Source organism: Bacillus sp. ISL-47 (assembly GCF_018613175.1).
In the GTDB taxonomy this organism is placed as follows: domain Bacteria; phylum Bacillota; class Bacilli; order Bacillales; family Cytobacillaceae; genus Cytobacillus.
The window spans coordinates 22,281-45,598 of the sequence record NZ_JAGGQS010000025.1; the positions used below are offsets into that span (position 1 = coordinate 22,281).

The 23,318-nt window shown below is 41.6% G+C and carries 23 protein-coding genes; 15 read left to right on the top strand and 8 right to left on the bottom strand.

Features of this window, described 5'->3' with window-relative positions; all coding sequences use genetic code 11:
• Positions 1 to 82 precede the first annotated feature (82 nt).
• Complete coding sequence (locus J7I93_RS09850) at positions 83 to 904, top strand: YfkD famly protein (protein WP_214725696.1); 822 nt, start codon at positions 83 to 85, stop codon at positions 902 to 904.
• Positions 905 to 939: 35 nt separating this feature from the next.
• Here J7I93_RS09850 and yfkAB read toward each other — a convergent pair whose 3' ends face one another.
• Positions 940 to 2,061, bottom strand: coding sequence for a radical SAM/CxCxxxxC motif protein YfkAB (gene yfkAB, locus J7I93_RS09855; protein WP_214725729.1), 1,122 nt, complete (start codon positions 2,059 to 2,061; stop codon positions 940 to 942).
• 163 nt (positions 2,062 to 2,224) lie between these two features.
• Between yfkAB and J7I93_RS09860 the strand changes: the two genes are divergently transcribed.
• Together J7I93_RS09860 and ggt are read left to right on the top strand one after the other, a co-directional pair.
• Positions 2,225 to 2,917, top strand: coding sequence for a hypothetical protein (locus J7I93_RS09860; RefSeq protein ID WP_214725697.1), 693 nt, complete (start codon positions 2,225 to 2,227; stop codon positions 2,915 to 2,917).
• Between the two features lie 164 nt (positions 2,918 to 3,081).
• The gene (gene ggt, locus J7I93_RS09865) at positions 3,082 to 4,788 is read left to right on the top strand and encodes a gamma-glutamyltransferase (RefSeq protein WP_214725698.1); all 1,707 of its coding nucleotides are present in this window, start codon (positions 3,082 to 3,084) and stop codon (positions 4,786 to 4,788) included.
• 13 nt (positions 4,789 to 4,801) lie between these two features.
• On the opposite strand, the gene J7I93_RS09870 is transcribed toward ggt, so the two are convergent.
• Positions 4,802 to 5,317: a DUF421 domain-containing protein gene (locus J7I93_RS09870; protein WP_214725699.1), complete on the bottom strand. Its 516-nt coding sequence runs from the start codon at positions 5,315 to 5,317 to the stop codon at positions 4,802 to 4,804.
• A 175-nt stretch (positions 5,318 to 5,492) separates the two neighbouring features.
• On the opposite strand from J7I93_RS09870, the gene J7I93_RS09875 reads away from it, so the two are divergent.
• The 5 genes from J7I93_RS09875 (at position 5,493) to rlmD (ending at position 11,129) form a co-directional block, all read left to right on the top strand.
• Positions 5,493 to 5,678, top strand: a complete 186-nt coding sequence (locus tag J7I93_RS09875; protein WP_214725700.1) for an SE1561 family protein — start codon at positions 5,493 to 5,495, stop codon at positions 5,676 to 5,678.
• A gap of 355 nt (positions 5,679 to 6,033) precedes the next feature.
• Positions 6,034 to 7,587, top strand: a complete 1,554-nt coding sequence (locus tag J7I93_RS09880) for a fumarate hydratase (RefSeq protein ID WP_251025793.1) — start codon at positions 6,034 to 6,036, stop codon at positions 7,585 to 7,587.
• A gap of 124 nt (positions 7,588 to 7,711) precedes the next feature.
• Positions 7,712 to 8,503, top strand: coding sequence for a delta-lactam-biosynthetic de-N-acetylase (gene pdaA, locus J7I93_RS09885; RefSeq protein WP_214725701.1), 792 nt, complete (start codon positions 7,712 to 7,714; stop codon positions 8,501 to 8,503).
• A gap of 339 nt (positions 8,504 to 8,842) precedes the next feature.
• Positions 8,843 to 9,724: a DNA-3-methyladenine glycosylase family protein gene (locus J7I93_RS09890; RefSeq protein ID WP_214725702.1), complete on the top strand. Its 882-nt coding sequence runs from the start codon at positions 8,843 to 8,845 to the stop codon at positions 9,722 to 9,724.
• A 19-nt stretch (positions 9,725 to 9,743) separates the two neighbouring features.
• Positions 9,744 to 11,129, top strand: coding sequence for a 23S rRNA (uracil(1939)-C(5))-methyltransferase RlmD (rlmD, locus tag J7I93_RS09895; protein WP_214725703.1), 1,386 nt, complete (start codon positions 9,744 to 9,746; stop codon positions 11,127 to 11,129).
• Positions 11,130 to 11,207: 78 nt separating this feature from the next.
• Here the strand turns inward: rlmD and J7I93_RS09900 are convergent, their stop codons facing one another.
• On the bottom strand, positions 11,208 to 11,774 hold the full coding sequence (locus tag J7I93_RS09900) for a TetR/AcrR family transcriptional regulator (protein WP_214725704.1): 567 nt from the start codon (positions 11,772 to 11,774) through the stop codon (positions 11,208 to 11,210).
• Positions 11,775 to 11,939: 165 nt separating this feature from the next.
• Between J7I93_RS09900 and J7I93_RS09905 the strand changes: the two genes are divergently transcribed.
• From J7I93_RS09905 to J7I93_RS09925, 5 genes are all read left to right on the top strand, one after another.
• Complete coding sequence (locus tag J7I93_RS09905) at positions 11,940 to 13,997, top strand: efflux RND transporter permease subunit (protein WP_214725705.1); 2,058 nt, start codon at positions 11,940 to 11,942, stop codon at positions 13,995 to 13,997.
• 2 nt (positions 13,998 to 13,999) lie between these two features.
• Entirely contained in the window at positions 14,000 to 15,799 is a 1,800-nt protein-coding gene (locus tag J7I93_RS09910) for a hypothetical protein (RefSeq protein ID WP_214988166.1), read from the top strand.
• 283 nt (positions 15,800 to 16,082) lie between these two features.
• Positions 16,083 to 16,238 (top strand): DUF1540 domain-containing protein, encoded by a 156-nt coding sequence (locus J7I93_RS09915; RefSeq protein WP_110066699.1) that lies wholly within the window; start codon positions 16,083 to 16,085, stop codon positions 16,236 to 16,238.
• A 212-nt stretch (positions 16,239 to 16,450) separates the two neighbouring features.
• Positions 16,451 to 17,914, top strand: a complete 1,464-nt coding sequence (locus tag J7I93_RS09920; RefSeq protein WP_214725707.1) for a protein adenylyltransferase SelO — start codon at positions 16,451 to 16,453, stop codon at positions 17,912 to 17,914.
• Between the two features lie 344 nt (positions 17,915 to 18,258).
• Positions 18,259 to 18,621, top strand: coding sequence for a VOC family protein (locus J7I93_RS09925; RefSeq protein ID WP_214725708.1), 363 nt, complete (start codon positions 18,259 to 18,261; stop codon positions 18,619 to 18,621).
• Positions 18,622 to 18,726: 105 nt separating this feature from the next.
• On the opposite strand, the gene J7I93_RS09930 is transcribed toward J7I93_RS09925, so the two are convergent.
• Positions 18,727 to 19,248: a LysM peptidoglycan-binding domain-containing protein gene (locus J7I93_RS09930; protein ID WP_214725709.1), complete on the bottom strand. Its 522-nt coding sequence runs from the start codon at positions 19,246 to 19,248 to the stop codon at positions 18,727 to 18,729.
• A gap of 193 nt (positions 19,249 to 19,441) precedes the next feature.
• On the opposite strand from J7I93_RS09930, the gene J7I93_RS09935 reads away from it, so the two are divergent.
• Positions 19,442 to 20,194, top strand: coding sequence for an AAA family ATPase (locus J7I93_RS09935; protein ID WP_214725710.1), 753 nt, complete (start codon positions 19,442 to 19,444; stop codon positions 20,192 to 20,194).
• A 52-nt stretch (positions 20,195 to 20,246) separates the two neighbouring features.
• Here J7I93_RS09935 and J7I93_RS09940 read toward each other — a convergent pair whose 3' ends face one another.
• From J7I93_RS09940 to J7I93_RS09955, 4 genes are all read right to left on the bottom strand, one after another.
• A complete protein-coding gene (locus J7I93_RS09940) occupies positions 20,247 to 20,663 on the bottom strand; it encodes a VOC family protein (protein ID WP_214725711.1) in 417 nt (138 codons plus the stop codon).
• Between the two features lie 97 nt (positions 20,664 to 20,760).
• Positions 20,761 to 21,063 (bottom strand): DUF5634 family protein, encoded by a 303-nt coding sequence (locus tag J7I93_RS09945; RefSeq protein ID WP_214725712.1) that lies wholly within the window; start codon positions 21,061 to 21,063, stop codon positions 20,761 to 20,763.
• Between the two features lie 110 nt (positions 21,064 to 21,173).
• The gene (locus J7I93_RS09950; RefSeq protein ID WP_214725713.1) at positions 21,174 to 21,608 is read right to left on the bottom strand and encodes a MarR family winged helix-turn-helix transcriptional regulator; all 435 of its coding nucleotides are present in this window, start codon (positions 21,606 to 21,608) and stop codon (positions 21,174 to 21,176) included.
• A gap of 15 nt (positions 21,609 to 21,623) precedes the next feature.
• Positions 21,624 to 22,100 (bottom strand): glutathione peroxidase, encoded by a 477-nt coding sequence (locus J7I93_RS09955; RefSeq protein WP_214725714.1) that lies wholly within the window; start codon positions 22,098 to 22,100, stop codon positions 21,624 to 21,626.
• A 469-nt stretch (positions 22,101 to 22,569) separates the two neighbouring features.
• Here J7I93_RS09955 and J7I93_RS09960 point away from each other — a divergent pair, with 469 nt between their 5' ends.
• Positions 22,570 to 23,289 carry a FadR/GntR family transcriptional regulator gene (locus J7I93_RS09960; RefSeq protein WP_214725715.1) on the top strand — a complete coding sequence of 240 codons (720 nt, stop codon included), beginning with the start codon at positions 22,570 to 22,572 and terminating at the stop codon, positions 23,287 to 23,289.
• Positions 23,290 to 23,318: the final 29 nt, after the last annotated feature.

A 23,318-nucleotide genomic window follows, 5' to 3' on the forward strand; every position in this document is an offset into this window, starting at 1 on the left:
CATGGTATGGATAATATCTCAGTCATACGAAAAAACTATAATCAAACCTAAAAAGATTGTGAGTTGAAAGGAGTAAGACATCATGAAAAAATATGTTAGCATTCTTTTTTTAGGTCTTATATTAATGCTGTCATTCCATCCGGCTGCCGAGGCTCAGAAAGGGGCTGAGACCCCTGCGAAAAAGTCCCATAAATCCATCACTGTTCCAAATTCAGTGTTGAATGTTACAAAAGAAAATACCTACCCGAATCCGGCGCAGGATATGCCAACCCTGCAGCCGAGCGAATTAGCCCAGCAGTTAATCGACTCCTCCAAGGTTAAAATTGAAAATCCGGATCTCATCCGTATGCTGAATGAAACATCGGTCAGCAGTACTCCGTTTGCAATCGGATACCGGGCAATCGTTTATCTCGGACAATGGCCGCTTAATTATGAGTCATCGGAAACTTCTCCGAACTGGGAGTATCAAAAGATTAACACGAACTACTTTGATAATCGCGGAGGAAAAGCCCCCTACCAAATCCATTACGTGCAGGAAGCTCAAAAGGTTGTCCGCGGGGGATTAACAGCAAAGGTTCCCAATGCTGAAGATGTGAAGAAAATGATGCTTCTGAAGGCGATGGAAAAGTCAGGACTGCCACTTGCGTTTGAGACGATTGTTGGGGCCGGTACAAAAAAAGACCATATTTATAACATTCCTCCCAAACGATTAGGCTATCTATACGGCTATGGGCCTGCCATTAATGAAAAAGGCAAAGTAACGTATGGAGAAGTATACTTAATGTTAAAAGGGAACAAAAGAATGATTGTCATTAAGAATGTGACTTCTCAGGGAATAGGTGCTTGGATTCCGATTCAGGACCATGTCACATTTGGATTTGTCGTTTCCGAACGGCCAAGATAAAAAAGCAGCCAGCCGTTTTAGGCTGGCTTTTCTTGTTAAATATTGGATCGAAGTTTCTTAAAGTCGCTTCCTTTATAATAGCTATTTTTCACAAGCACGTTAGGTCCAAGGCATCTGACCCCGGGACAATGGCAATTGAGGGAATCGGCAAGCTCCGTTTTGCCCCATTTTTGATAAATATCCTCTAGCCGGTCTTCCCTAACATTCCCCAGTGGAGGTGTATCACCAAAGTCAGTGACGATTACATCCCCCGAGAAAATATTTACATTTAACCGTGACCGGCCATCCGGGTCATTTCTGACTGTTACATTTTTAGAGGAATACAATCTTTTTAATAGCTGTAAATCCTCTTCATTGCTGCTGCAAGCATAGAAGGGCAGGGTGCCAAAAAGCATCCATGTATCCTCATTCCGCACATCTAAAAGATGGTGGATAGCTGATCTTAAATCTTCGAGAGATAGTGTTTCCAATGAAGAAGCGAAATCCGAGGGATACATCGGATGGACTTCATGGCGCTGGCAATTCATTTCTTCGGTAATTTGTTTATGAATTGTTTCCAGATGGGGCAGTGTCCGTTTGTTCAGCATTGTTTCAGCAGATACCATAACACCAGCTTTAACGAGTTCCCGGCTGTTTTCGAGCATTCTGTTAAAAAGCTTTTGACGCTGCTCGATTTTGGGCTTCCGCTCCATCATGGCAAACCCGCCTTCTATAAAGTCCTCTTCGGTTCCCCAGTTATGTGAAATATGCAGGACATCCAAATACGGAATGATCTCTTCGTAACGATTTAATTCCAATGTTAGGTTAGAATTGATCTGAGTTCTGACACCCCTTTCACGTGCGTAGCGGAGCAAAGGCGCTACATAGTTTTTCACGGATTTTTTTGAAAGCATTGGTTCGCCGCCTGTTATGCTCAAAGATCTTAATCGTGGAATCTCTTCAAGCCTATGCAGCAATAGTTCAATTGGCAAAGCGTTAGGATCCTTAGGCTGCAGTGTATAGCCTACTGCACAATGCTCACATCGCATGTTGCATAAAACAGTAGTCGTAAATTCAATATTTGATAATCGTAATCCCCCATGCTGGTCTATGTCCATGTAAGCTTCCCACGGATCATGTTTAGTTGTTATAGGTAAAAGTTCAGTATTCATAAAAATCTCCTTTTAAACGAAGTACTTTGACATTATTGAAGCTTTATAAGCCCTTGTCAATACATAGATGGAACTAAAAATACATTTAAAAAGTTTATTTTTCTCTCCTGCGGGAATTAATCCAATAACAATCAATATTAAATTATTAAAATTAAGAGGAGGATTCAACATGGAGCAAAAGAATACTTATAATACAACAAACACAACAACTACTATGGATTCAGTTTATGGACAAGATATGAATACAATGAGCTCGGCTTATGGACAAGATACGAATACAATGGGCTCAGCCAATGGACAGAACAGCAAGCTAATGAAAGGGATTGTTCTTGGCGGAATTATTGGCGGAGCGCTGGCAATGCTTGATACTCAAACAAGAACAAAAGTGAAGACGAAAGCTATGGATTTGAAAGATACTTCAGCAAACCTTATTTCTGAGGTGAAAGATAATCCTGGCGATGTAAAAGAAAGTATGATGAACCAGTTTAAAAATGCGTCAAATACATTGAAAGATGCAATTAAAGACGCACAGAACTTATATCAGCGTGTAAATGAAGATGTATTTGGCAATATGGATATGGTGAAAGAAGTTTCAAACGAAGCTATGTCAACAGCCAAGGAAGCAAAAAGTGAACTTGCAGATATCGGCTCAAAAGTAAAGGAAGCCGGCTCTGAGCTAATGGAAAATCCAGTTGAAAACAGCGGAAATTCCAATACAAGCTCTGGCTCAAATACAGGCTCAACATCCGCCTTTCAAACAACAGGCTCATTGAATAGCACAGATTCAGCTTACCCAGTTGAGCGTGATGAAAGTGCTGTAAGCTATAGCCCGGATGTTCAAAAGAACAGCAATAACCTATAATTTAACTAAACTTAATCCTCTGCCATATCTGGCAGAGGATTTTTAATGCTTAAGGGAAAGGATAATATTGTCATGGTTCCTCTTCCTTATGATGGTTGTTTCATATTTTGAAGGAGGGGGTAACTCTTAACTATAGATAAAGGACATTCTTTGGAGGTTAAAGTATGGGTTATAGACGAGGGAAATCATTATCAAATGATATGGAAAAGCAGTCCCATGAAAGAGAAACAGCAGTTGGGACGGCTGGTATGGTCGTAAGTCCGCATCCAGTCGCAACCGATATTGGCGAAAAGATATTAAAAGAAGGCGGCAATGCAGTAGATGCAGCAGTTGCCATCCAATTCGCCTTGAATGTAGTTGAGCCTATGATGACAGGCATTGGCGGAAGCGGATTTTTAATGGTTTATGATAATAAAAAGAAAGATGTAAAAATATATGATGGGCACACCAGGGCACCAAAGGGTGTACACCCGGAAATGTTTTTGGATGATAACAGGGAAGTAATAGACTTTCGAAAGCGGTCTACCCATGGTACAGCTGTTGGCATCCCGGGAATACTTAAAGCCATGGATACAGCCTTGGAAGAACATGGAACTAAATCGCTAGCTGACTTGATTCAGCCGGCGATAGACGCTGCGGAGAGCGGCGTTCAAGTAAATTGGGTACTCGAAGAAGCACTGCAGAATTTCCATTACAGACTGGGCAAAGAAGCGAAAGCTTTTTATTTTCCTGAGGGTAAACCACTTAATGAAGGAGATAGCCTTGTCAAAGAACATCTGGCTAAAACATTCCGGATTTTGCAAAATAAAGGGATCTCCGCTTTTTACGAAGGCGAGATTGCAGAGGCAATTGTTGCAAACCTAAAGGAAGAGGGCGGATTTATGACCCTTGAAGATCTTAAAAATTACCGTCTGACGGTTGACGAGCCAATTTGGGGAGAATACAAAGGCTACAAAATAGCTTCATCTGCTCCTCCGAGCGCGGGAGGCCTGACAGTAATCCAGATCTTAAAAGTCCTTGAGAAGTTTGATTTAAGTCAGTATGATGCTAAGTCATGGGAAAAGTACTATCTGATAACGGAAGCTATGCGATTAGCATTTGCTGACAAAATTGCCTATTCAGGTGATCCGGAATTTTCGGATCTGCCGATTAAAGGGCTGCTTCATGATGATTATATTGGTGAGAGGGCAAAAGCTGTTAGCTTTGAACGGCGAAATGATGCGATTGATTATGGGAATCCGTGGAAATACCAAGAGGGGGAGCCTAAACAAGTCATCCGCCAGCCTGATGATATGGAAAAGAGTGAAACCACCCACTTTACTGTTGTGGACCAATGGGGCAATATAGCGGCATGTACGTCTACGGTAGAGCATCCATTTGGCTCAGGCATTATGGTAAAAGGATACGGATTCTTGCTGAATAATGAGTTAACCGATTTTGATGCCAACCCAGGCGGAATTAATGAGGCGCAGCCTGATAAAAGGCCGGTCAGCTGCAAAAGCCCAACCATTTTGTTTAAGGATGATAAACCGGTCCTAACACTTGGTTCACCTGGAGGGCCGACAATTATCGGCTCGGTTTTCCAAACGATTGTTAATGTGATTGATCATAAGATGAATTTAAAAGAAGCGATTGAGGAACCCAGGATATTTGCGAGCTCAGGTCCGCTAATTGAATGGGAGCCCGGCATTAGCATGGAGGCAAAAGGGGAAATGGAGTCAAAAGGCTTTGAGTTCGGTGACGAACCTAGCCGAATTGGCAATGTACAGGCCATTCAGATCGATCATGGTAAAGGCAGGCTATATGGGGCAGCTGACTCCAGTCGTGAAGGAAAAGCAGCCGGAATAACAGAAAATCAAATTAAAAGCTGATGCCTTTTTGGCATCAGCTTTTCTCTTGGCTTACATTTGAAAGAGTGGACTTGCCGCTTGAACTGCTCTTTTTAATGACGGATATATTCCCATCGGTTTCAAGCACTACGGCCTCCACATCATTTAAAGAAGAGATGCCCTGGGCACGTGCTGCCTGCAATACCTCGACTTCCAAAACACGGTTCTTTCTTAATGAAGAGCTTAAAAAACTCCCCTGATAATAAAGCAAGTCAGGGTTAGATTTTATTAACTCACTGAACCTGGATGACCGGACTGAAAGCCAAGCAACAGTATATTGAAGTCCAATTAGAAGATTGAATGCTGTCATCCCTTCAGCCAGGGATACTTTTTTGTTAAGAAGTATGGTCGCGAGGGTTGAACCCAGCGCAACGGTGATGACCAGGTCGAAAGCGTTCATTTTTGATAAAGTCCGTTTCCCTGAAATTCTGAGAAACAGGACTAGTGATGCATAACTCAGCAAACCGATTAAAAGGACTCTCCAAATGTCCTGCCAGCTTGAAAAGAACATGTAAATTCCTCCTCTTCCTATCATACCTATTCCTTTAAAGGCTATCAGTTAAACAGCACAGTATTTTTTGAATTGAAAATTGAGCGAGGGAAAGGTGGGTATATTAATTATAAACCCATTTGCCGAATGTCTGAATTTCATGTAGGATGTAAACGAGACGAAAGGAGAGAACGTTTTGGGCAGTCCGATTCATGATAAAAATACACAAGTAACCTTTTTAAAACAGCGTTTAAATATGTTCCTGGATGTATTGGAAGCAATTGAGCCAGAAGACACAGAACTCGAAGATATCGATCGTTTAATCGAAATGATTGATGACCTCGAATCCAAATGCCGTGAATTCAATAACCGCGATATGTAAAAGAGCCAATAGGCTCTTTTTTTAATAGGGTTACGGTCCTTCCGACTGTGGCATCGGAACACTTTTCTGGTTAAAACTGCGCAAAGAGCCTAATGATACTTTGTCTCAAATAAAGGACCGTATTGGTACCCCATTTCCGGCTAGCGCAGAGAGAAGCTGCATCAAAGAGATGCATAACTCCTACAGGCCATAATTTTACTGAGTAAACCGAAATTTCCTCTTTAATCCTGTAAACGATTGCAAGGTGGGTCTTTAAATACGTTTCTGTTAGGAGTATAATGGTAGACGATAAATAATTGTAATTTTCATAATAGATAAGAGCTATATAGGGAGCAAAGGGAAGGGGACTAGAGCAATGAAAATCGACAAGTTTCAGGAAAGCATGTATCAGTTGATTGTAGAAACATCCACTAATCTTCCGCGCGATGTCCGCCGTGCAATCAAAGCGGCTAAGGAAAGAGAAAGCGCCGGCACAAGAGCTGCAATGAGCTTAGCAACGATTACAAATAATATTAAAATGGCTGATGATAATGTCTCACCAATATGCCAGGATACAGGTTTGCCAACGTTCAAAATTAAAACGCCTGTTGGCGCCAACCAGTTAGTGATGAAGGAAGCAATTAAAAATGCGATTGCCCAGGCTACAAAGGACGGGAAGCTTCGCCCGAATTCTGTAGACTCCTTGACTGGCGCAAATAGCGGGGACAACCTTGGATTTGGAACACCTGTTATTAAATTTGAGCAATGGGAAAAAGACTACATCGATGCACGCCTGATTCTAAAAGGCGGCGGATGTGAAAATAAAAACATCCAATACAGCCTTCCATGCGAGCTTGAAGGGCTGGGCCGTGCCGGCCGCGACCTTGACGGCATTCGCAAATGCATCATGCACTCTGTTTACCAGGCACAAGGACAAGGCTGCAGTGCAGGCTTTATTGGCGTGGGCATCGGCGGAGACCGTTCTTCAGGCTATGACCTTGCGAAAGAACAGCTTTTCCGTTCTGTAGATGATGTAAATCCAAAGGAAGATCTTCGCAAGTTGGAAGACTACGTGATAGAAAATGCCAATGAACTAGGAATCGGCACAATGGGCTTCGGAGGGGAAACAACACTTCTTGGCTGTAAAGTAGGCGTAATGAACCGTATCCCTGCAAGTTTCTTCGTATCTGTGGCCTACAATTGCTGGGCATTCCGCCGCCTTGGCGTTGCCGTAAGCATGGAAACTGGAGAAATTAATGAGTGGATGTACCAGGAAGGCGAGAAAATCGACTTTGGTTCAACTGAAGCTGAGCTTGAAACAGCTGCAGCAGTGGAAGTGGAAGAACGAACTAATATTGTTACGCTGCAGGCTCCAATTACGGAAGAGCAGATTCGCAGCTTAAAGGTTGGGGATGTGGTAAAGATCGACGGCATGATGTACACGGGCCGAGATGCCATTCATCACCACTTAATGGACCATGATGCTCCAGTTGACCTTAACGGGCAGGTTATTTACCACTGTGGCCCAGTTATGATGAAAGACGATGAAGGCAAGTGGCATGTAAAAGCGGCTGGCCCGACAACAAGTATTCGTGAGGAGCCTTACCAGGGCGATATTATGAAAAAATTTGGCATTCGCGCTGTAATCGGAAAAGGCGGAATGGGTCCGAAAACATTGTCAGCTCTTCAAGAGCATGGCGGTGTTTACTTAAATGCAATTGGCGGAGCCGCTCAATACTATGCGGACTGCATCAAGTCTGTTGAAGGTGTTGACCTGATGGAATTCGGGATACCTGAAGCCATGTGGCATCTAAAGGTTGAAGGCTTTACAGCCGTTGTTACCATGGACTCACACGGAAACAGCCTTCATGAGGATGTTGATAAATCTTCACTTGAAAAATTGGCTCAGTTTAAAGAGCGTGTATTCTAATAAAGTTAGCGAGAGAGACTTCTGTAAGAGGTCTCTCTTTTTCGTGCATTTTTTTGCCAATAGCGCCTGCGAATGTTTTTATGCCTTTCACAAACACTAAGAAAAAAATATTGGAGGAACTCAGATGAAAAAACTAAGCATTGTTCTGAGTGCTTTTTTCCTGTTTTTTTCTGGAACAGCATACGCGAACTATGGAAACTCCCCAATCCACTGGGGATTTAAAAAAGCAAAGGATGAGGTGCCAGCAGAAGCCGGTAAACCGCTGGATTCATTGCTTGAAAGGCATGGGTCATATTACAAAGGCGACACAAACAAAAAGGATATTTACTTAACTTTTGATAATGGATATGAAAACGGATATACAGGCCAGATTCTTGATGTTTTGAAAAAGGAAAACGTCCCTGCAGCCTTTTTTGTAACAGGGCACTATTTAAAAAGTGCACCTGATCTTGTAAAAAGGATGGCAGCCGAAGGCCATATCATTGGCAACCATTCCTGGCATCATCCGGATATGACGAGAGTGAGTGATGAAAAATTTATAAAAGAGCTTGAGATGGTACGCGCTGAAACTGAAAATTTGACGGGGGTTAAGCAGATGGCGTATTTGCGCCCGCCCCGCGGTATATTCAGCGAACGGACTTTAGCTCTTGCAAAAAAAGAGGGCTATACCCACGTATTTTGGTCATTAGCCTTTGTTGATTGGAACACAGATCGGCAAAAAGGCTGGCAATACTCTTATGACAACATTATGCGGCAAATTCATCCCGGCTGTATCCTGCTTTTGCACACCGTATCAAAGGACAATGCCGATGCACTGGAAAAAGCCATTCAGGATTTGAAAAAGCGGGGCTATACGTTTAAGAGCCTGGATGATTTGACCTGGGAGCAGGCAATTGGAGAACGGATGCTTTACTGATTGGGCTTGGCCGATAAAACAGATTGAATGGCCGTAAAATCAGTGGGTTCGGCCGTTAAACGACTGAAATTGGCCGATAAAGATCTATTTTTGGCCGAAAAGAATACTTCAGTATGGGCTTTATACTGAAGTTTGGCCGGTAAATCAGACTATATGGCCGGTAAAATGAGAAATTTGGCCGGTATTTAACCAGAATTGGCCGGTAAATTTGTAATTTCGGCCGGTAAATGCGATAAAACAATATAAAGAGATGGAGATGGACCCAAATTTAGGGTCTATTTCTTTATAGGACGTACATTTTTAGTAAAATCCCAACAAAAAATGCTATAATCGGGGAAAATGATAAAGGACGGATTCTTCTTGGAAAAGATACAAGTAGAAGGACCTTATAATTTTGATCTCGTTTTGGACAGGCTGTCCATTGACCCTCTAAATCAGGTTGATCTTGAGAACAGGTCAGTAAAGGTGCCGATGCTTCTGGAAAATACACCGGTTGTTGCACAAGTTAAAGCCAGCGGAACAACAGAAGCACCGGAATTTATAATAGAAGGAACAGAAGGACCGCTAAAAGAAAAAGCGGCTGAACGCCTATCTGAAATCTTTCAATGGCATCTCCCGCTGGAGAGGATCCATCAGCATTTTCAAAATACCGATTTAAAGCCTATTTTCGATGAGCATTATGGGACACCAGTTGTGCTCGATTTTGATCCGTATGGATGCCTCTTGAAATGCATCATTCACCAGCAGCTTAATCTTTCATTTGCCCATACTTTAACAGAACGATTTGTTAAAACGTTTGGCTTTGAGAAAGATGGAACTTGGTTTTATCCACTCCCTGAAAAAGTGGCGAAACTGACAGTGGAAAATCTTCGCGAACTGCAATTCAGCGGACGGAAAGCAGAGTATGTAATGGGAATTGCAAAGGAAACAGCCTCCGGAGACTTAAACTTCGAAGAGCTAAAAAACCTTTCAGATGAAGAAATTTATGATAAACTAATCAAATTGCGAGGTGTCGGCCCCTGGACTGTTCAAAATTTCCTGATGTTCGGGCTCGGCAGGCAAAACCTTTTTCCAGTCGCAGACATTGGCATTCAGAATGCATTAAAAAAACTGTATAAATTAGAAGAGAAACCAACTCGAGAGGAAATGGAGACTTTTTCAAAGAGCTGGGGTCCTTATTTAAGCTATGCCTCCCTCTATTTATGGAGGAGCATCGAGTAATTTGGAGTGATGAAGCACCATGAAACAAGAACAAACAGCTAAATTAAAATTAAATCAGACATTTCCGCTTACCATTAAAAGACTTGGCATAAACGGCGAGGGTGTTGGCTATTTTAAAAGGCAGGTCGTCTTTGTCCCGGGAGCACTGCCTGGCGAGGAAATTGTGGCGGAGGCAACCAAAGTAAACCCGAAATTTTCTGAGGCAAAAATAAAAAAAATCCGCAAAAAGTCGGAGTACCGTGTCCAGCCGCCATGTCCGGTATATCACGAATGCGGCGGCTGCCAGCTTCAGCATCTTCGCTATGACCAGCAGCTTAAGGAGAAACGGGATATCATTATACAAGCGCTTGAACGGCATACAAAATTGAATCCTGCAAAACTAAATATAAAAGAAACGATCGGAATGGAAGATCCTTGGAACTACCGCAATAAGAGCCAGTTCCAAGTTGGCCAAAAAGATGGGAAGGTGCTAGCTGGTTTATATGGCATGAATTCACATCGCCTTATTAATATCGAACATTGCAAGGTCCAGCACCCGCAAACAACAAAGGCAACTGAAACGGTCAAAAGAATTCTACAGGACTTAAAAATTCCGATTTATAATGAAAGAACCCGAAAAGGGCTAGTCAGAACCATCGTTGCCAGAGTTGGGATCCAGACTGGCGAGCTTCAAATTGTTCTCATAACTACACAGAAAGATTTGCCCAAGAGAGAGATTATTATCGAAAGAATTAAGAGTGAGCTGCCTGAAGTAAAATCAATCATCCAAAATGTGAATGGTGAAAAAACCTCTCTGATTTTTGGGCAAGAAACCATGAATCTTGAAGGAAGCGACTTTATTCAGGAAACACTTGGAGATCTGCAATTTGAACTATCTGCCCGCACATTCTTTCAGCTGAATCCGGAACAGACAGTTAAGCTATATAACGAAGTAAAAAGAGCTGCCGCCCTCACAGGAAAAGAAAAAGTGGCGGATGCCTACTGCGGAGTAGGAACAATTGGCTTATGGGTAGCAGACCAAGCCGCTGAAATCCGGGGTATGGACATCATCCGCGAATCCATTGAAGACGCCAAGAAAAACGCAGCCCGCCACGGCATCAAGCATGCCCAATATGTGGTTGGCAAAGCAGAAGAGTGGCTTCCGAAATGGACCAAAGAAGGATGGAAACCAGACGTGATTATCGTCGACCCGCCTAGAACAGGCCTTGATCTGCAACTGCTTAAGACAATAGTAAAAGTGCAGCCAAAGAAAGTGGTCTATGTATCCTGTAACCCATCTACACTAGCCAAGGATATATCTATACTTGGCTCAAAGTATAAGGTGACCGGAATACAGCCTGTGGACATGTTCCCGCAGACGGCACATGTGGAGAGTGTTACAGAATTAATTTTGAAGCAAGCATAAAAAACGCCTGGCTCTAGTACAAGCAAAAAACGTACTTGGGCCAGGCGTTTTTTAAGGCACCTCTCTAATAATGATACTTCATCGTATATTTAATAACCCCTTGTTTATGAAGTTGTTAATAATTTCAGCCATCTCTTTAGGGGTTTTGTTCATCCCGTTTTCAAGCCAATGCTTAATGACATGAATACTGCCACTCACAACAAACATACTTATGTACTCCAATGTTTCTTGTTCAAGGTGTTTGTCAGTAATCCAATTTTTGAATATAAATTCCTTCGTGATCATCATGCCTTTTTTTTGAAAATGAATATCGCTATTCTCGCTTAACAGTGTTCGGCATATGTCATTGTTTTCCGCAATATATTCTAAAATCTTTTCTGTCATTTGCAAGGCTTCGTCTTCTTTGGAAAAATTGTACTGGCTAAGTGTTGCAGTCATATCCTTGATAAACTCTTCTTCTATGGAATTGAGCAGGTCGTACTGACTTGAATAATGAGAGTAAAATGTTGAGCGGTTTATGTCAGCCTGCACACAGATTTCTTTTATCGTAATACATGGTATTTGTTTTTCCTCTAATAATTTTATCAGTGCTTCTTTTAAAACCATCCGTGTATATTTTTTGCGTCTATCCAATTTGGAACCCAAACTCTGATCCTTCCTTCCTATTTCTGTAATTCAATAGAAAAACAACAAATCATTATAATCTGTTGCGAACATAACGTAATCTGGCGAACTGTTTGTTGAATAGCCAACACTGTGTTTTATATAATGATAAAGTGAAATTGTGGATGACACAAGAGAGGATGAAAAATGATAAATATTGCATCACGGATCATAAAACATAAAAAAGCTGTTTTGATTGCGTTTGTTTTCTTTACTTTACTCTCAACGGTGGCGCAGTTCTTTGTATCGGTCAATTACAATATGGTCGATTATCTGCCAGATGATGCCCAGTCGACAAAGGCGATGGACATCATGGAAAAAGAGTTTACAGGTTCTGTTCCGGATACTAGAGTCATGATACCCAATGTATCCTTACAGGAAGCACTCGAATATAAAGAAAAGCTGTCAGCCATTGACGGTGTTTCAGATGTGATGTGGCTGGATGATGTAGTAGATTTGAAGACCCCTTTGGAAGTGGCGGACAAAGAGATGGTAGAGAATTACTATAAGGACAAAAATGCGCTGTTTTCCATCAGTGTCCGTTCAGGGGATGAGGTTAAAATAACCGATGCCATTTATGAACTAATTGGGGAAAATGGTGCGATTGCGGGAGAAGCCATCAATACGGCAAGCTCCCAAAAAATGGCCGGGAAGGAATCGTTAAATGCCGGTCTATTATTAGTGCCGATCATTATTTTTATTCTGGTCATCTCTACTACTTCGTGGATAGAACCGCTGTTTTTCCTTACAGCCATCGGTGTTTCGGTACTGATTAACTTAGGAACAAACATCTTTATAGGAGAGGTTTCCTTCGTCACCCAGTCTGTTGCTCCGATTTTGCAGCTGGCGGTTTCTCTTGATTATGCAGTGTTCCTGCTTCATAGCTTCTCTGATTATCGGAAGACGGCCAATAATCCGGAAGAAGCCATGCAGCTTGCAATGAAAAAGTCATTCCCGGCAATCACGGCAAGTGCAGCCACAACGTTTTTCGGATTTATCGCCCTTACATTCATGGATTTTGAAATTGGCTCTGATCTTGGTGTGAACCTGGTAAAGGGAATTATCCTGAGTTTTATCAGTGTTATGGTATTTTTGCCTGCTCTAACTCTTTATTTTTATAAATGGATGGATAAAACAAAACATAAAAGCTTTGTTCCGAGCTTCACTGGCATTGGCAAAAGGGTTGTAAAACTAAAAGCTCCAAGCTTGCTTCTTGTGTTTGCCATTCTTATTCCTGCCTTTTTGGCACAGAGCAACACCTCATTTGTGTATGGGATTGGTGAACAGCCGGAAGAGACGCGTGCCGGCAGTGATTTGAAAATGATCGAAGAGGAATTTGGTGAAACCACGCCAATTGTTCTTTTAGTCCATAAAGGCGATGTGGCAAAAGAGTCAGACCTCGTTCAGGATTTAGAAGAAGCCGATTATGTAACAAGTGTCATTTCGTATGTAAATAGGGTTGGTTCTGAAATCCCGCCAGAGTATTTAGATGAATCGATTACGAATGAATTTTACTCTGAAAACTACAGCCGTATTATAATCAATACGAATCAGGGAACGGAAGGGGATATTCCTTTTTCGATTGTAGAAATCATAGAAAAAACGGCTTCGAAATATTATGGAGATCAGGCACTCAGCCTTGGGGAAAGCGTTACTTTGTATGATATTAAAAATACCGTAACAAAGGACAATATCGTGGTGAACGTTTTAACGGTTGTTACGATTGCGATTGTACTGCTGGTCAGCTTTAAATCCCTTTCCATTCCGCTGGTCTTGCTCATTACCATTCAATCAGCTGTTTGGATTAATTTATCGATTCCATATTTTACGAATACCTCACTGGTGTTTGTAGGCTATTTAATTATTAGTACTGTACAGCTTGCAGCAACGGTAGACTATGCCATCTTGCTGACAGAGGCGTATAATCATCATCGCAAAGAAATGCCTGCTGTAAAAGCAATAGTGAAAACATTGGATGAAAAAACATTCTCGATTTCAATATCGGCAGCCATTTTATCCAGTGTAGGATTTATTTTATGGCTCACATCTTCAAATCCGGTTGTTTCATCCATTGGACTATTGCTGGGTCGAGGGGCTCTGCTTGCCTTTGTAATGGTAGTGCTGGTCTTGCCGGCGATGCTTTTGGTATTCGATAAACTGATTAAAAAAACGACCTATAAAGCAAATTTTTATGAGGAGAAATGATGATGAGAAAAAAACAAATACTTCATGCTTCACTTGCTTTTATGATCTTCTTGCCTTCATTTCTTAGCTTTTCTGCTGAGGCAGAAGCTGAAACAGCAGCAGGTAAAGTCACATCAAAGGACGAAGTGGTGTATGCGACATTGAAATCCAATGGTGCCCCAGGTGACATCTATGTCGTGAATACGCTTGAGGTGGCAAGGGCTGGAGAGATCCTTGATTATGGGGAATATAGCAGCGTCAAAAATTTGACTGATTTAACGGAATTGGATCAAGAGGGGCAAACCGTTCGTGTCAATGCTCCAGAAGGCAAATTTTATTATCAGGGAAACATGAAGGACGACTCTGAATTACCATGGGATATAAAGATTTCTTATTTGTTGGATGGACAGAAAGTTACTCCATCCGATCTTGCAGGAAAAAGAGGGCATGTTGAAATAAATATTGATACGGCTGCTAATGGGAACGTTGATACAGTATTTTATGAAAACTATTTATTGCAAGTTTCTATCATGCTTTCCAATAAGTATGAAAATATTGAAGCTCCGGGCGGAATGATTGCAAACGCCGGAAAAAATAAGCAGATTACTTTTACCGTTATGCCTGGCCAAGAGGAAAAGCTAAGCGTAGAGGCAGATGTTGAGGATTTTGAATTTCAAGGAATTGAGATCGCTGCTGTCCCATCAACTCTGCCAATTGATACCTCGGAAATGGGAAATATGACAGATGACATGTCGGTATTGTCAAAAGCTATTGGAGAGTTAAATAACGGTGTTGCTGACTTGAAGAAGGGTATTTCCCAATTAGATACCGGTGCAGCAGCCCTGCGTGATGGTTCTGAGAAATATAAAAATGGAATGAGTCAGTTGGATGGCTCGTCCTCTGAAATCGTAAATGCATCCCGTTCCATTGGAAATGCACTTGGGACAATCAGTGGCTCCCTTTCCGGAGATTCAGCAAAAATGGATCTAACGAGCTTGAGCGAACTGCCAAATGGCCTTACACAATTAGCGAATGGCCTTTCGGAAACAGCAAATGGCCTATCAGCCCTGCAAGAGAATTACTCGCTTGCTTATCGTGCCTTAGATGGTGCTATTAAGGAAATTCCTGCTCATCAGCTTACAGAGGAAGAGATTGCTGGATTGTATAAGAGCGGTGCGGATGCCAATGTACTTGATCAATTGGTTGAGTCATATTCCGCTTCACAAAAAGTGAAAGGGACATATTCATCTGTAAAAGAAGCCTTTGAAGCTGTCAAACCATCATTAAACCAAGTTAGCGGGTCTGTGGGAGAAATGAGTGGAACATTGACGTCGATGGCAAATGAACTTGCTGGTTCGATGAAGGAGATGGATGTGAGTGCCCTGGGAGAGTTGCAGAAAGGCCTTGCAGCTTTGGCCTCCAATTACGGTAAGTTCCACTCCGGATTAGTAAGCTATACAGAAGGGGTAAGCCAGTTATCTGCTTCCTATCATAAGCTGCACTCGGGTATAGCAGAATTATCAGGTGGAACAAGTGAATTAGAAAAAGGAGTGGGCCAGCTCCACAATGGAACTGATGAATTATATAAGGAAACCAAAGACTTGCCAGCTCAAATGCAAGAGGAAATCAATGAGATGATTGAGGAATATGATAAATCTGACTTTAAGCCAGTATCCTTTGTTTCTTCTAAAAATGAAAAAGTATCTTCCGTGCAATTTGTAATAAAAACAGAAAGCATTAAAAAAGAAGAACAAGAAGCAAAGAAAGAAAAGCCTGAAAAAGAAAAAGGATTTTGGGAACTATTCTTAGACTTGTTTAAGTAACTTATTATATTCTTTTTACGAGACAAAACAAAGGAGTCCTGGCTTGGACTTATATTATGCAGGGCGATGGATATGTGGTTACCACGAATCCATCGCCCTTTTTGTTATTCTTTCTAAAATTAAAAAATAAGCGAGAACTCTAATATATATCTACACTTGTCCAATCCCTTTTTAAACTATTGCATAGAATGAGAGTGAGAACATAACTAGGTGGATTTAAAAGTTGGTTAATCCTTCTTCAAAAAGGGTATAGAATACCAAACCATTAAGGAGGTGGCCATCAATGGAAGTCGAGGTATTATGTAACGTGGAAAACTGCAAATACTGGGCAGAAGGAGATAAATGTGTAGCCGACTCAATTTATGTCATCGGCCAAAATGGCAGAGAGGCTGAAGATGTTGAGGAAACAGCATGCAAAACGTTTGAGCACAGTGAATAGTAAAAAGAATAGGTGCCTGGCCGCTAGTACTTTAGGATGTTAACGTACTAGGGGGCAGGCACCTTTTTTATTGGAGACATCCAAAAGTAAAAGGTATAATGAAGTGGAAGAAGATGACATTATAATAAGCTGAGAATGTTAAGGTGTAAATTAAAAACTAAAGGATACTAAAGAATAACCGGATAAAAAGTCAAATAAGAAAAGGGGATACGATGACAAATAAGAAAGAAACAGGGTGGAACTTTGATAATAGTTATGCCCGTTTGCCGAAATCATTCTTTTCCAGGATTAATCCCAATCCTGTAAGCTCACCGCAAATGGCGATACTCAATGGTTCACTGGCAGCATCATTGGGGTTGGATACGGAAGCGCAGCAAAGCGAGGATGGCTTAGCGGTACTTGCTGGCAACCAGGTTCCTGAAGGAGCTTCGCCTCTGGCGCAAGCTTACGCTGGGCACCAATTTGGGCATTTTAATATGTTAGGTGATGGCCGTGCAATGCTGATTGGCGAGCAAATCACTCCGAAGGGTGAGCGGGTTGATATTCAGCTTAAGGGTTCAGGCAGAACTCCCTACTCCCGCGGAGGCGATGGCCGCGCAGCACTCGGGCCAATGCTGCGGGAATACATTATTAGTGAAGCCATGCATGCGCTTGGCATTCCGACGACCCGCAGTCTGGCAGTGGTGACAACCGGCGAGTCAATCATTCGCGAAACCGAGCTGCCTGGTGCTATTCTAACCCGAATAGCAGGAAGCCACCTGCGTGTTGGCACCTTTCAATATGTTGCAAATTGGAGGCCGGTTGAAGAGCTCCGTGCACTGGCTGACTATACAATAAAGCGTCATTATCCAGAAATTGAGGGAGATGAGAACCGATACCTTTCCCTGCTCCAGGAAGTAATCAAGCGCCAGGCTGCGCTGATAACCCAATGGCAATTAGTTGGTTTCATACACGGAGTTATGAATACTGATAACATGACTATTAGTGGTGAAACCATCGATTATGGACCATGCGCCTTTATGGATGCCTACGATCTCGCAACCGTATTCAGCTCAATTGATAGGGAAGGCCGTTATGCTTATGGGAACCAGCCCTATATTGGCGGATGGAATCTGGCGAGGTTTGCAGAAACTCTTTTGCCTCTCCTTCATGAAGATCAGGATGAGGCTGTGAAAATAGCTCAGGATGCTATTTCCGATTTCAATAAGATTTATCAAAGTCATTGGCTCAATGGGATGAGAGCAAAGCTGGGGATCGTAAACGAAGAAAAAGAAGATGAAACCCTAATTACAGACCTCCTCAAGATCATGCAGAAGTCTGGAGCGGATTATACCAACACCTTCCGATCATTAACTTTGAATCACTTGGAGGAAGCGGGGCTAAATGGAGACCCTGAATTTATTCAGTGGCATGAGAAGTGGCAATCGAGACTAAGCAGGCAGGAATCGAAAGACATTGCAATTCAGTTAATGCGGAAAAGCAATCCTGCTGTTATCCCCCGAAACCACAAGGTTGAAGAGGCATTGGAAGCTGCAGTAAATCAAGGAGACTTCAAGGTAATGAAAAAACTTCTTGATGTACTTTCAAGCCCTTTTGCGTATTCCCCTGAACAGGATGAATACTGCAAAATGCCCGAACCATCAGCACGTCCTTACCGAACTTATTGCGGTACATGATAATAGTTCTTCAATATAACAACCAAGGGGTTTGTCTTCAGCGCTTGACGATTAAAGCACTGGGGCAGACCTCTTTTTTATAAAGTACTACTCCTCCCGCTGGACTTTGAATAAGCATCCTCGAATCATCACCGCACAAAGGAAATGCGTATGCCTTTACGAAGATCCCGCACCCTACGCTCCAATCAACCAACTTTATTTATCAATGTTTTTTAATCACAAAAATTTATTAACAAAATCTTTTAGGAAAGAGCAAATTTTTTAGACAATTCCTTCTATCTAGAAGGATATGGAAACTCGTTGCGAGAAATACTCTAGGACTGATTCAAAAGGGAGGAATTTCCATGTTAAATAGGCTTTGCGTACTAACAGTAAAAGTAAATAATCTGCAGACTGCTTTAAAGTTTTATACAGAGGCATTGGATTTCAAAGTCTCTAAATATTATGGAGAAAAAATTGTTAGTCTTGTACATAGTGAGGTGCCAGTTGTTCTGGAAGAGACCGCTGAGGAAAACAAGGGCGCCAATGTATTGCCTGGTATACTATCAGAGGATATTGAACGTGATTTTAGCAGAATGAAGGAAGCTGGTGTGAACGTGCTTTTTGATGAGCCCCAGTCTTGTCCTCCAGGGCGTTACTTTGTTATTGAAGATCCATCGGGAAATCAAATTGAGATTGTGGAATTCTTGAATATTCAGGAGAAATAAATATGAAAATGAACTTAAAGGGCATCTGGTACAGCAGTCAAATGATATTGTGAGGTTTGTGGCTTAGAATGAGCCCTCAGTTTTTCTGAACTGAGGGCTAAATTTTTAAGGTATGTTTATAACCTGGCCGGAATAGATCAGGTTAGGATTCGTTATCTGTGGATTTACCCGCAGGATGCTTTCAACTGTAATGCCGAACCATGCTGCAATTAGGAACAAAGAACTGCCAGGACGGACAATATATTGAGTTATCCCAGCAGGCCTTGGATCACATTGAAAACCCAGGGAGATCCAAGTATCCATATCTACCATGCCAGTAACCTCAAGCTCTTTTATAGCTTGCTGCCAGCCGATTAGGGCTGCCTGAGTCTTTGGGCCATAAATGCCATCGATTGGCCCAGGATAAAAATTAACCATTTGAAGCAGGAACTGAATTCTTCGTACATTTGGCCCCGTATCACCCTGACGTAAAATCGTACATGGCAGAGGGATTAAGATCACCTGTCCTGGGTAGATGAAGTTAGGATCTGTTATTTGTGGATTACGGTTCAGAATGGAATCGATGCTTAAACCGAGTCTCCGTGCAATGCTAAAAAGGGAATCACCAGGCTGTACTGTATAATTCATGAGGGAGACCTCCGAAATAAAAGTATTTTAAGTCAATATATGCAAGGTTTTTTGGGCAGGTGAGGAAGAGGATGCGTTATTTCATATTGCTAAGGAAATCAATCGATTGACGACAATAAGTTAAAGAGTTATATTATTTGATTTACACCGATGTTTAACACATCTAAAATATAAAAAAACTAGAGGTATTTATATGGATATACTGAGCTCGCAATATGTTAGAAGTGTTAGCCTTAAAAGAGATCATGTACCTTCTTTTAACCACTACCCTTTTAGTCTTCCTAGTTTAAAGACGCTCGATGAGCTTTCCTTTCACCCGAAGGTTACCTTTCTGATTGGCGAGAATGGGATGGGCAAGTCTACTTTACTGGAAGCGGTAGCGGTAGCTTTGGGATTTAATGCTGAAGGAGGCTCTTTCAATTTTAACTTCTCAACGTTTGATTCCCATTCAGAGCTTGGGAGTTACCTTAGAGTAATAAAGGGTTTTGATAAACCAAGGGATGGATTTTTCCTCAGGGCAGAGAGTTTTTATAATGTTGCATCCAATATTGAAGAAATGGATCGTGAAGGGGGTGGGCCACGGGTGATTGATTCTTTTGGAGGGCGTTCGCTGCACGAGCAATCACATGGTGAAGCATTCTTTTCTACGTTCCTTTATCGCTTTCGAGGCAATGGCATTTACATTCTGGATGAACCGGAGGCTGCTCTTTCTCCGTTGCGGCAAATGTCCATGCTGACAAGAATCCATGATTTGGTAAATGAACACTCACAGTTTATCATTGCCACCCACTCGCCGATCATCATGTCGTATCCTAATGCCACAATTTATGAATTCAGTGATGAAGGCATTATAGAAAAAAAGCTGGAAGACACAAATCATTACAGAATTATGAAGCAGTTTTTTGATGATAAGAAAAGAATGATTCATCATTTGTTAAATGAATAAAAAAATGGAGACTTTCAGTTGAGCCTCCACTTTAACATTCCATATGTATATTTTATTCACTATCATAGTTGAACAGCCAGGTTATCCCAAACTTATCTGTTAATTGGCCATAGCATTTGCTCCAGAACGTTTCCTGCAGCTCCATGTCTACAGTACCGCCTGCTTTCAGTTTGTTAAAGTACTTTTTAAGATCATCCTGATCTTTAATCAAAATAGCAAGGTTGATGTTGTTTCCAACTGTAAAAGGCATACCGGGGAATGTATCAGAAAACATCACGTTGCTGCCGCAAATGTTAAGGCGTGTATGCATAACCAAATTCTTAGCTTCCTCAGGCAATGGATATTCAGGGTTAGGAGGGGAGTCCCCAAAAGTCATAATCTCAGGCTTTTCTGTTTCGAAAACCTCCGCGTAAAACTCAACAGCTTCCCGGGTATTCCCATTAAAATTAAGGTAGGCATTAACGGCCATTCTTTTCACTCCTTTTTATAAATCTAACCTCATTATAGACAAAAAATTCAAAATTTAATATAGTCCAAAAGGAATCATACACCTTTATTACTAAAATTTAAATCTCCCGGAAAGCTTGATCTAAGTCGTTAAATCCCCTTCGGTCGTCTTTTTGGGGCTCATCGGTTTCAAGCGTCCACTCCTTTTTTACAGGGGCTAAGCCGCCATGATCATTCTTAGTATATGGACTATGTATATGATAAGTCTTTCCTGCTTTTTTCACTGTGTAGCCTATATAGTATTGGTTATCCTGGCCTTCTTCCTCAAAAATCCCAATGTCGTCAATCCCATATTTGGATATGTAGGATTGAAACGGCTCTTGTAATGCATTGATGATCTGCTCTCTTGGTATAAAATTCATCGTTTATGCTCCTTTCCAAATTAACCTATCTTTAATATGGCTTTTTTCAGGGTTATTAAACGTGGAGGTATAAAAAGAGCACCTCCTTTTAGTGAGGTACTCTTGTTTCCCTAAATCCGCCCCTTTACCTTCTGTCGCAGTGTCCCAAGCTGTATCATCAGCTGTTCATAATCTTCCAGCTCAATTTGGCACGTTTGGATGATTTCGCTGACTTTTTGGATAATGGTATGTTTTTCCTGGCGGGCTTTATCCTGCAAATAAATATTTATTTTTCGTTCATCTGCTTTGGACCTTTCTTTCCGGAGCCAGCCATTTGATGCCATCCTTGCAATCATTGGCGTTAGGGTTCCAGTTCCCAGATTTAGTCTTTCTCCAAGCTCCTTTGCGGTTACTCCATCTTTTTCCCAAAGTGCTAAAAGGACAAGATATTGGGGATAAGTCAATCCGAAGGGCTGAAGAGCGCTTGTATACAGTTTGGTAAATTCACCCGCTGTTTCATAAACTGCAAAGCAAAGTTGTTTGTCCAATGTGAAATAGTCTTCCATGTTCTCACCTTATTGTTAAAGTAATTTCTTTAAATCATCCTCGATTTTTCCTGGCTCTGTTGTTGGGGCATAACGATCAACAATGTTGCCATTGCGGTCCACAAGAAATTTTGTAAAATTCCATTTGATGTTTTTCGATAACAGCCCTTTTTTCTGTTCTTTTAGAAAAACAAACAAGGGATCAGCATTGTCTCCATTTACATCAACCTTTGCAAAAATCGGAAATGATACTCCGTAGTTTACTTGGCAGAATTCTGTGGTCTCTTCAATATTTTCAAATTCCTGGTTATTGAACTGATCACAAGGAAAGCCCAGGATCTCCAAACCGCTGTCCTTGTACTTTTCATAAAGCTCCTGCAGCCCCTTGAATTGAGGAGTCAATCCGCATTTGCTTGCTGTATTAACAATAATTAATGGCTGGCCAGCGTAATCTTTCAAAGGTTTGATATCTCCGTTTGGCTTTTTTACTTGAAAATCATAAACAGTTGTCATGGAATTCCTCCTGAATATTTAATTTAAATCGTGTGCGATTTAATCTTAGACGATTTAAAAAGATCATGCAACAGATAAGCTTTTTTCTGAAACTAATAGTGATGCTGGATCGTATAGAAGAGGTGCCTATATGGCTATATGAAAAGCACAGATTCAAGCTCTTGAACCGGGAAAGGTTTGTAATGACAATGGCTTGAAGAAACATACATGAATACTGCTATTTACAGGGGAAAGCGAAGTTTCCGGAGAGTACAGTGTACGGCAACAGTTTTACAAATGGAGGGATTCATCTTGATTTAGTCAGGATTCGGAATGAGTTGAATTTTGGAATAACCTTGAGAAGACCAAGTCAAATCCTGTTCCTTTTGCTTATATATAACTCTCTTTAAGGAACCGCTTACAAATTAGCGTTGTCGCTTCACCAATATTACTATAGAATCATAGGTAGATACATAATGAGGTGACACAGTTGAATTATAAAAGAATAAAACCGCGTAAAATATATGAAGAAGTGGCTGAGGCCATTATGGATATGATCAAATCCGGTGTGCTGAAGCCGGGTGACAAGCTTGATTCCGTGCAGCAGCTTGCGGAAAATTTCCAGGTTGGCCGCTCAGCGGTGCGGGAGGCGTTGAGTGTACTCCGGGCTATGGGGCTGGTGGAAATGCATCAGGGAGAAGGGACTTATGTCCGCGAATTTAACTCCAATATGCTCAAGCTTCCTGTGCAAATAGCTGTTTTAATGAAAAAGGATGATGTAAAAAATCTTCTGGAGGTCCGCCGGATTTTGGAGGTCGGGGCCGTTGAAGCTGCAGCATTAAGGTGGACTGAAGAGCAGCTTTATGAAATTAAAGAGGCGCTGGAACAAATGAAAAATGCCAATGATGAAGAATTAGGGGAAGAAGCAGATTTCCGTTTCCATATGGCCATTGCCAAAGCATCACAAAACGATTTGCTGATCAGCCTTATGAATAATGTATCGGAAATGATGGTTACAACGATGCGAGAAACACGAAGGCTATGGCTTTATTCCAAAAAATCCACCTTGGGACGTTTAACACATGAGCACTCAAGCATCTACGAGGCAATCGAACAAAGGGACGGAGCTGCAGCCCAAAAGTTATTGCTCGAGCATCTTCAAAGTGTCGAAGAAGTTTTGATGAAATATTTTCAGGAAATAGAAGTTTGAAATAAAGCCCAATCGGAGCCAACGATTGG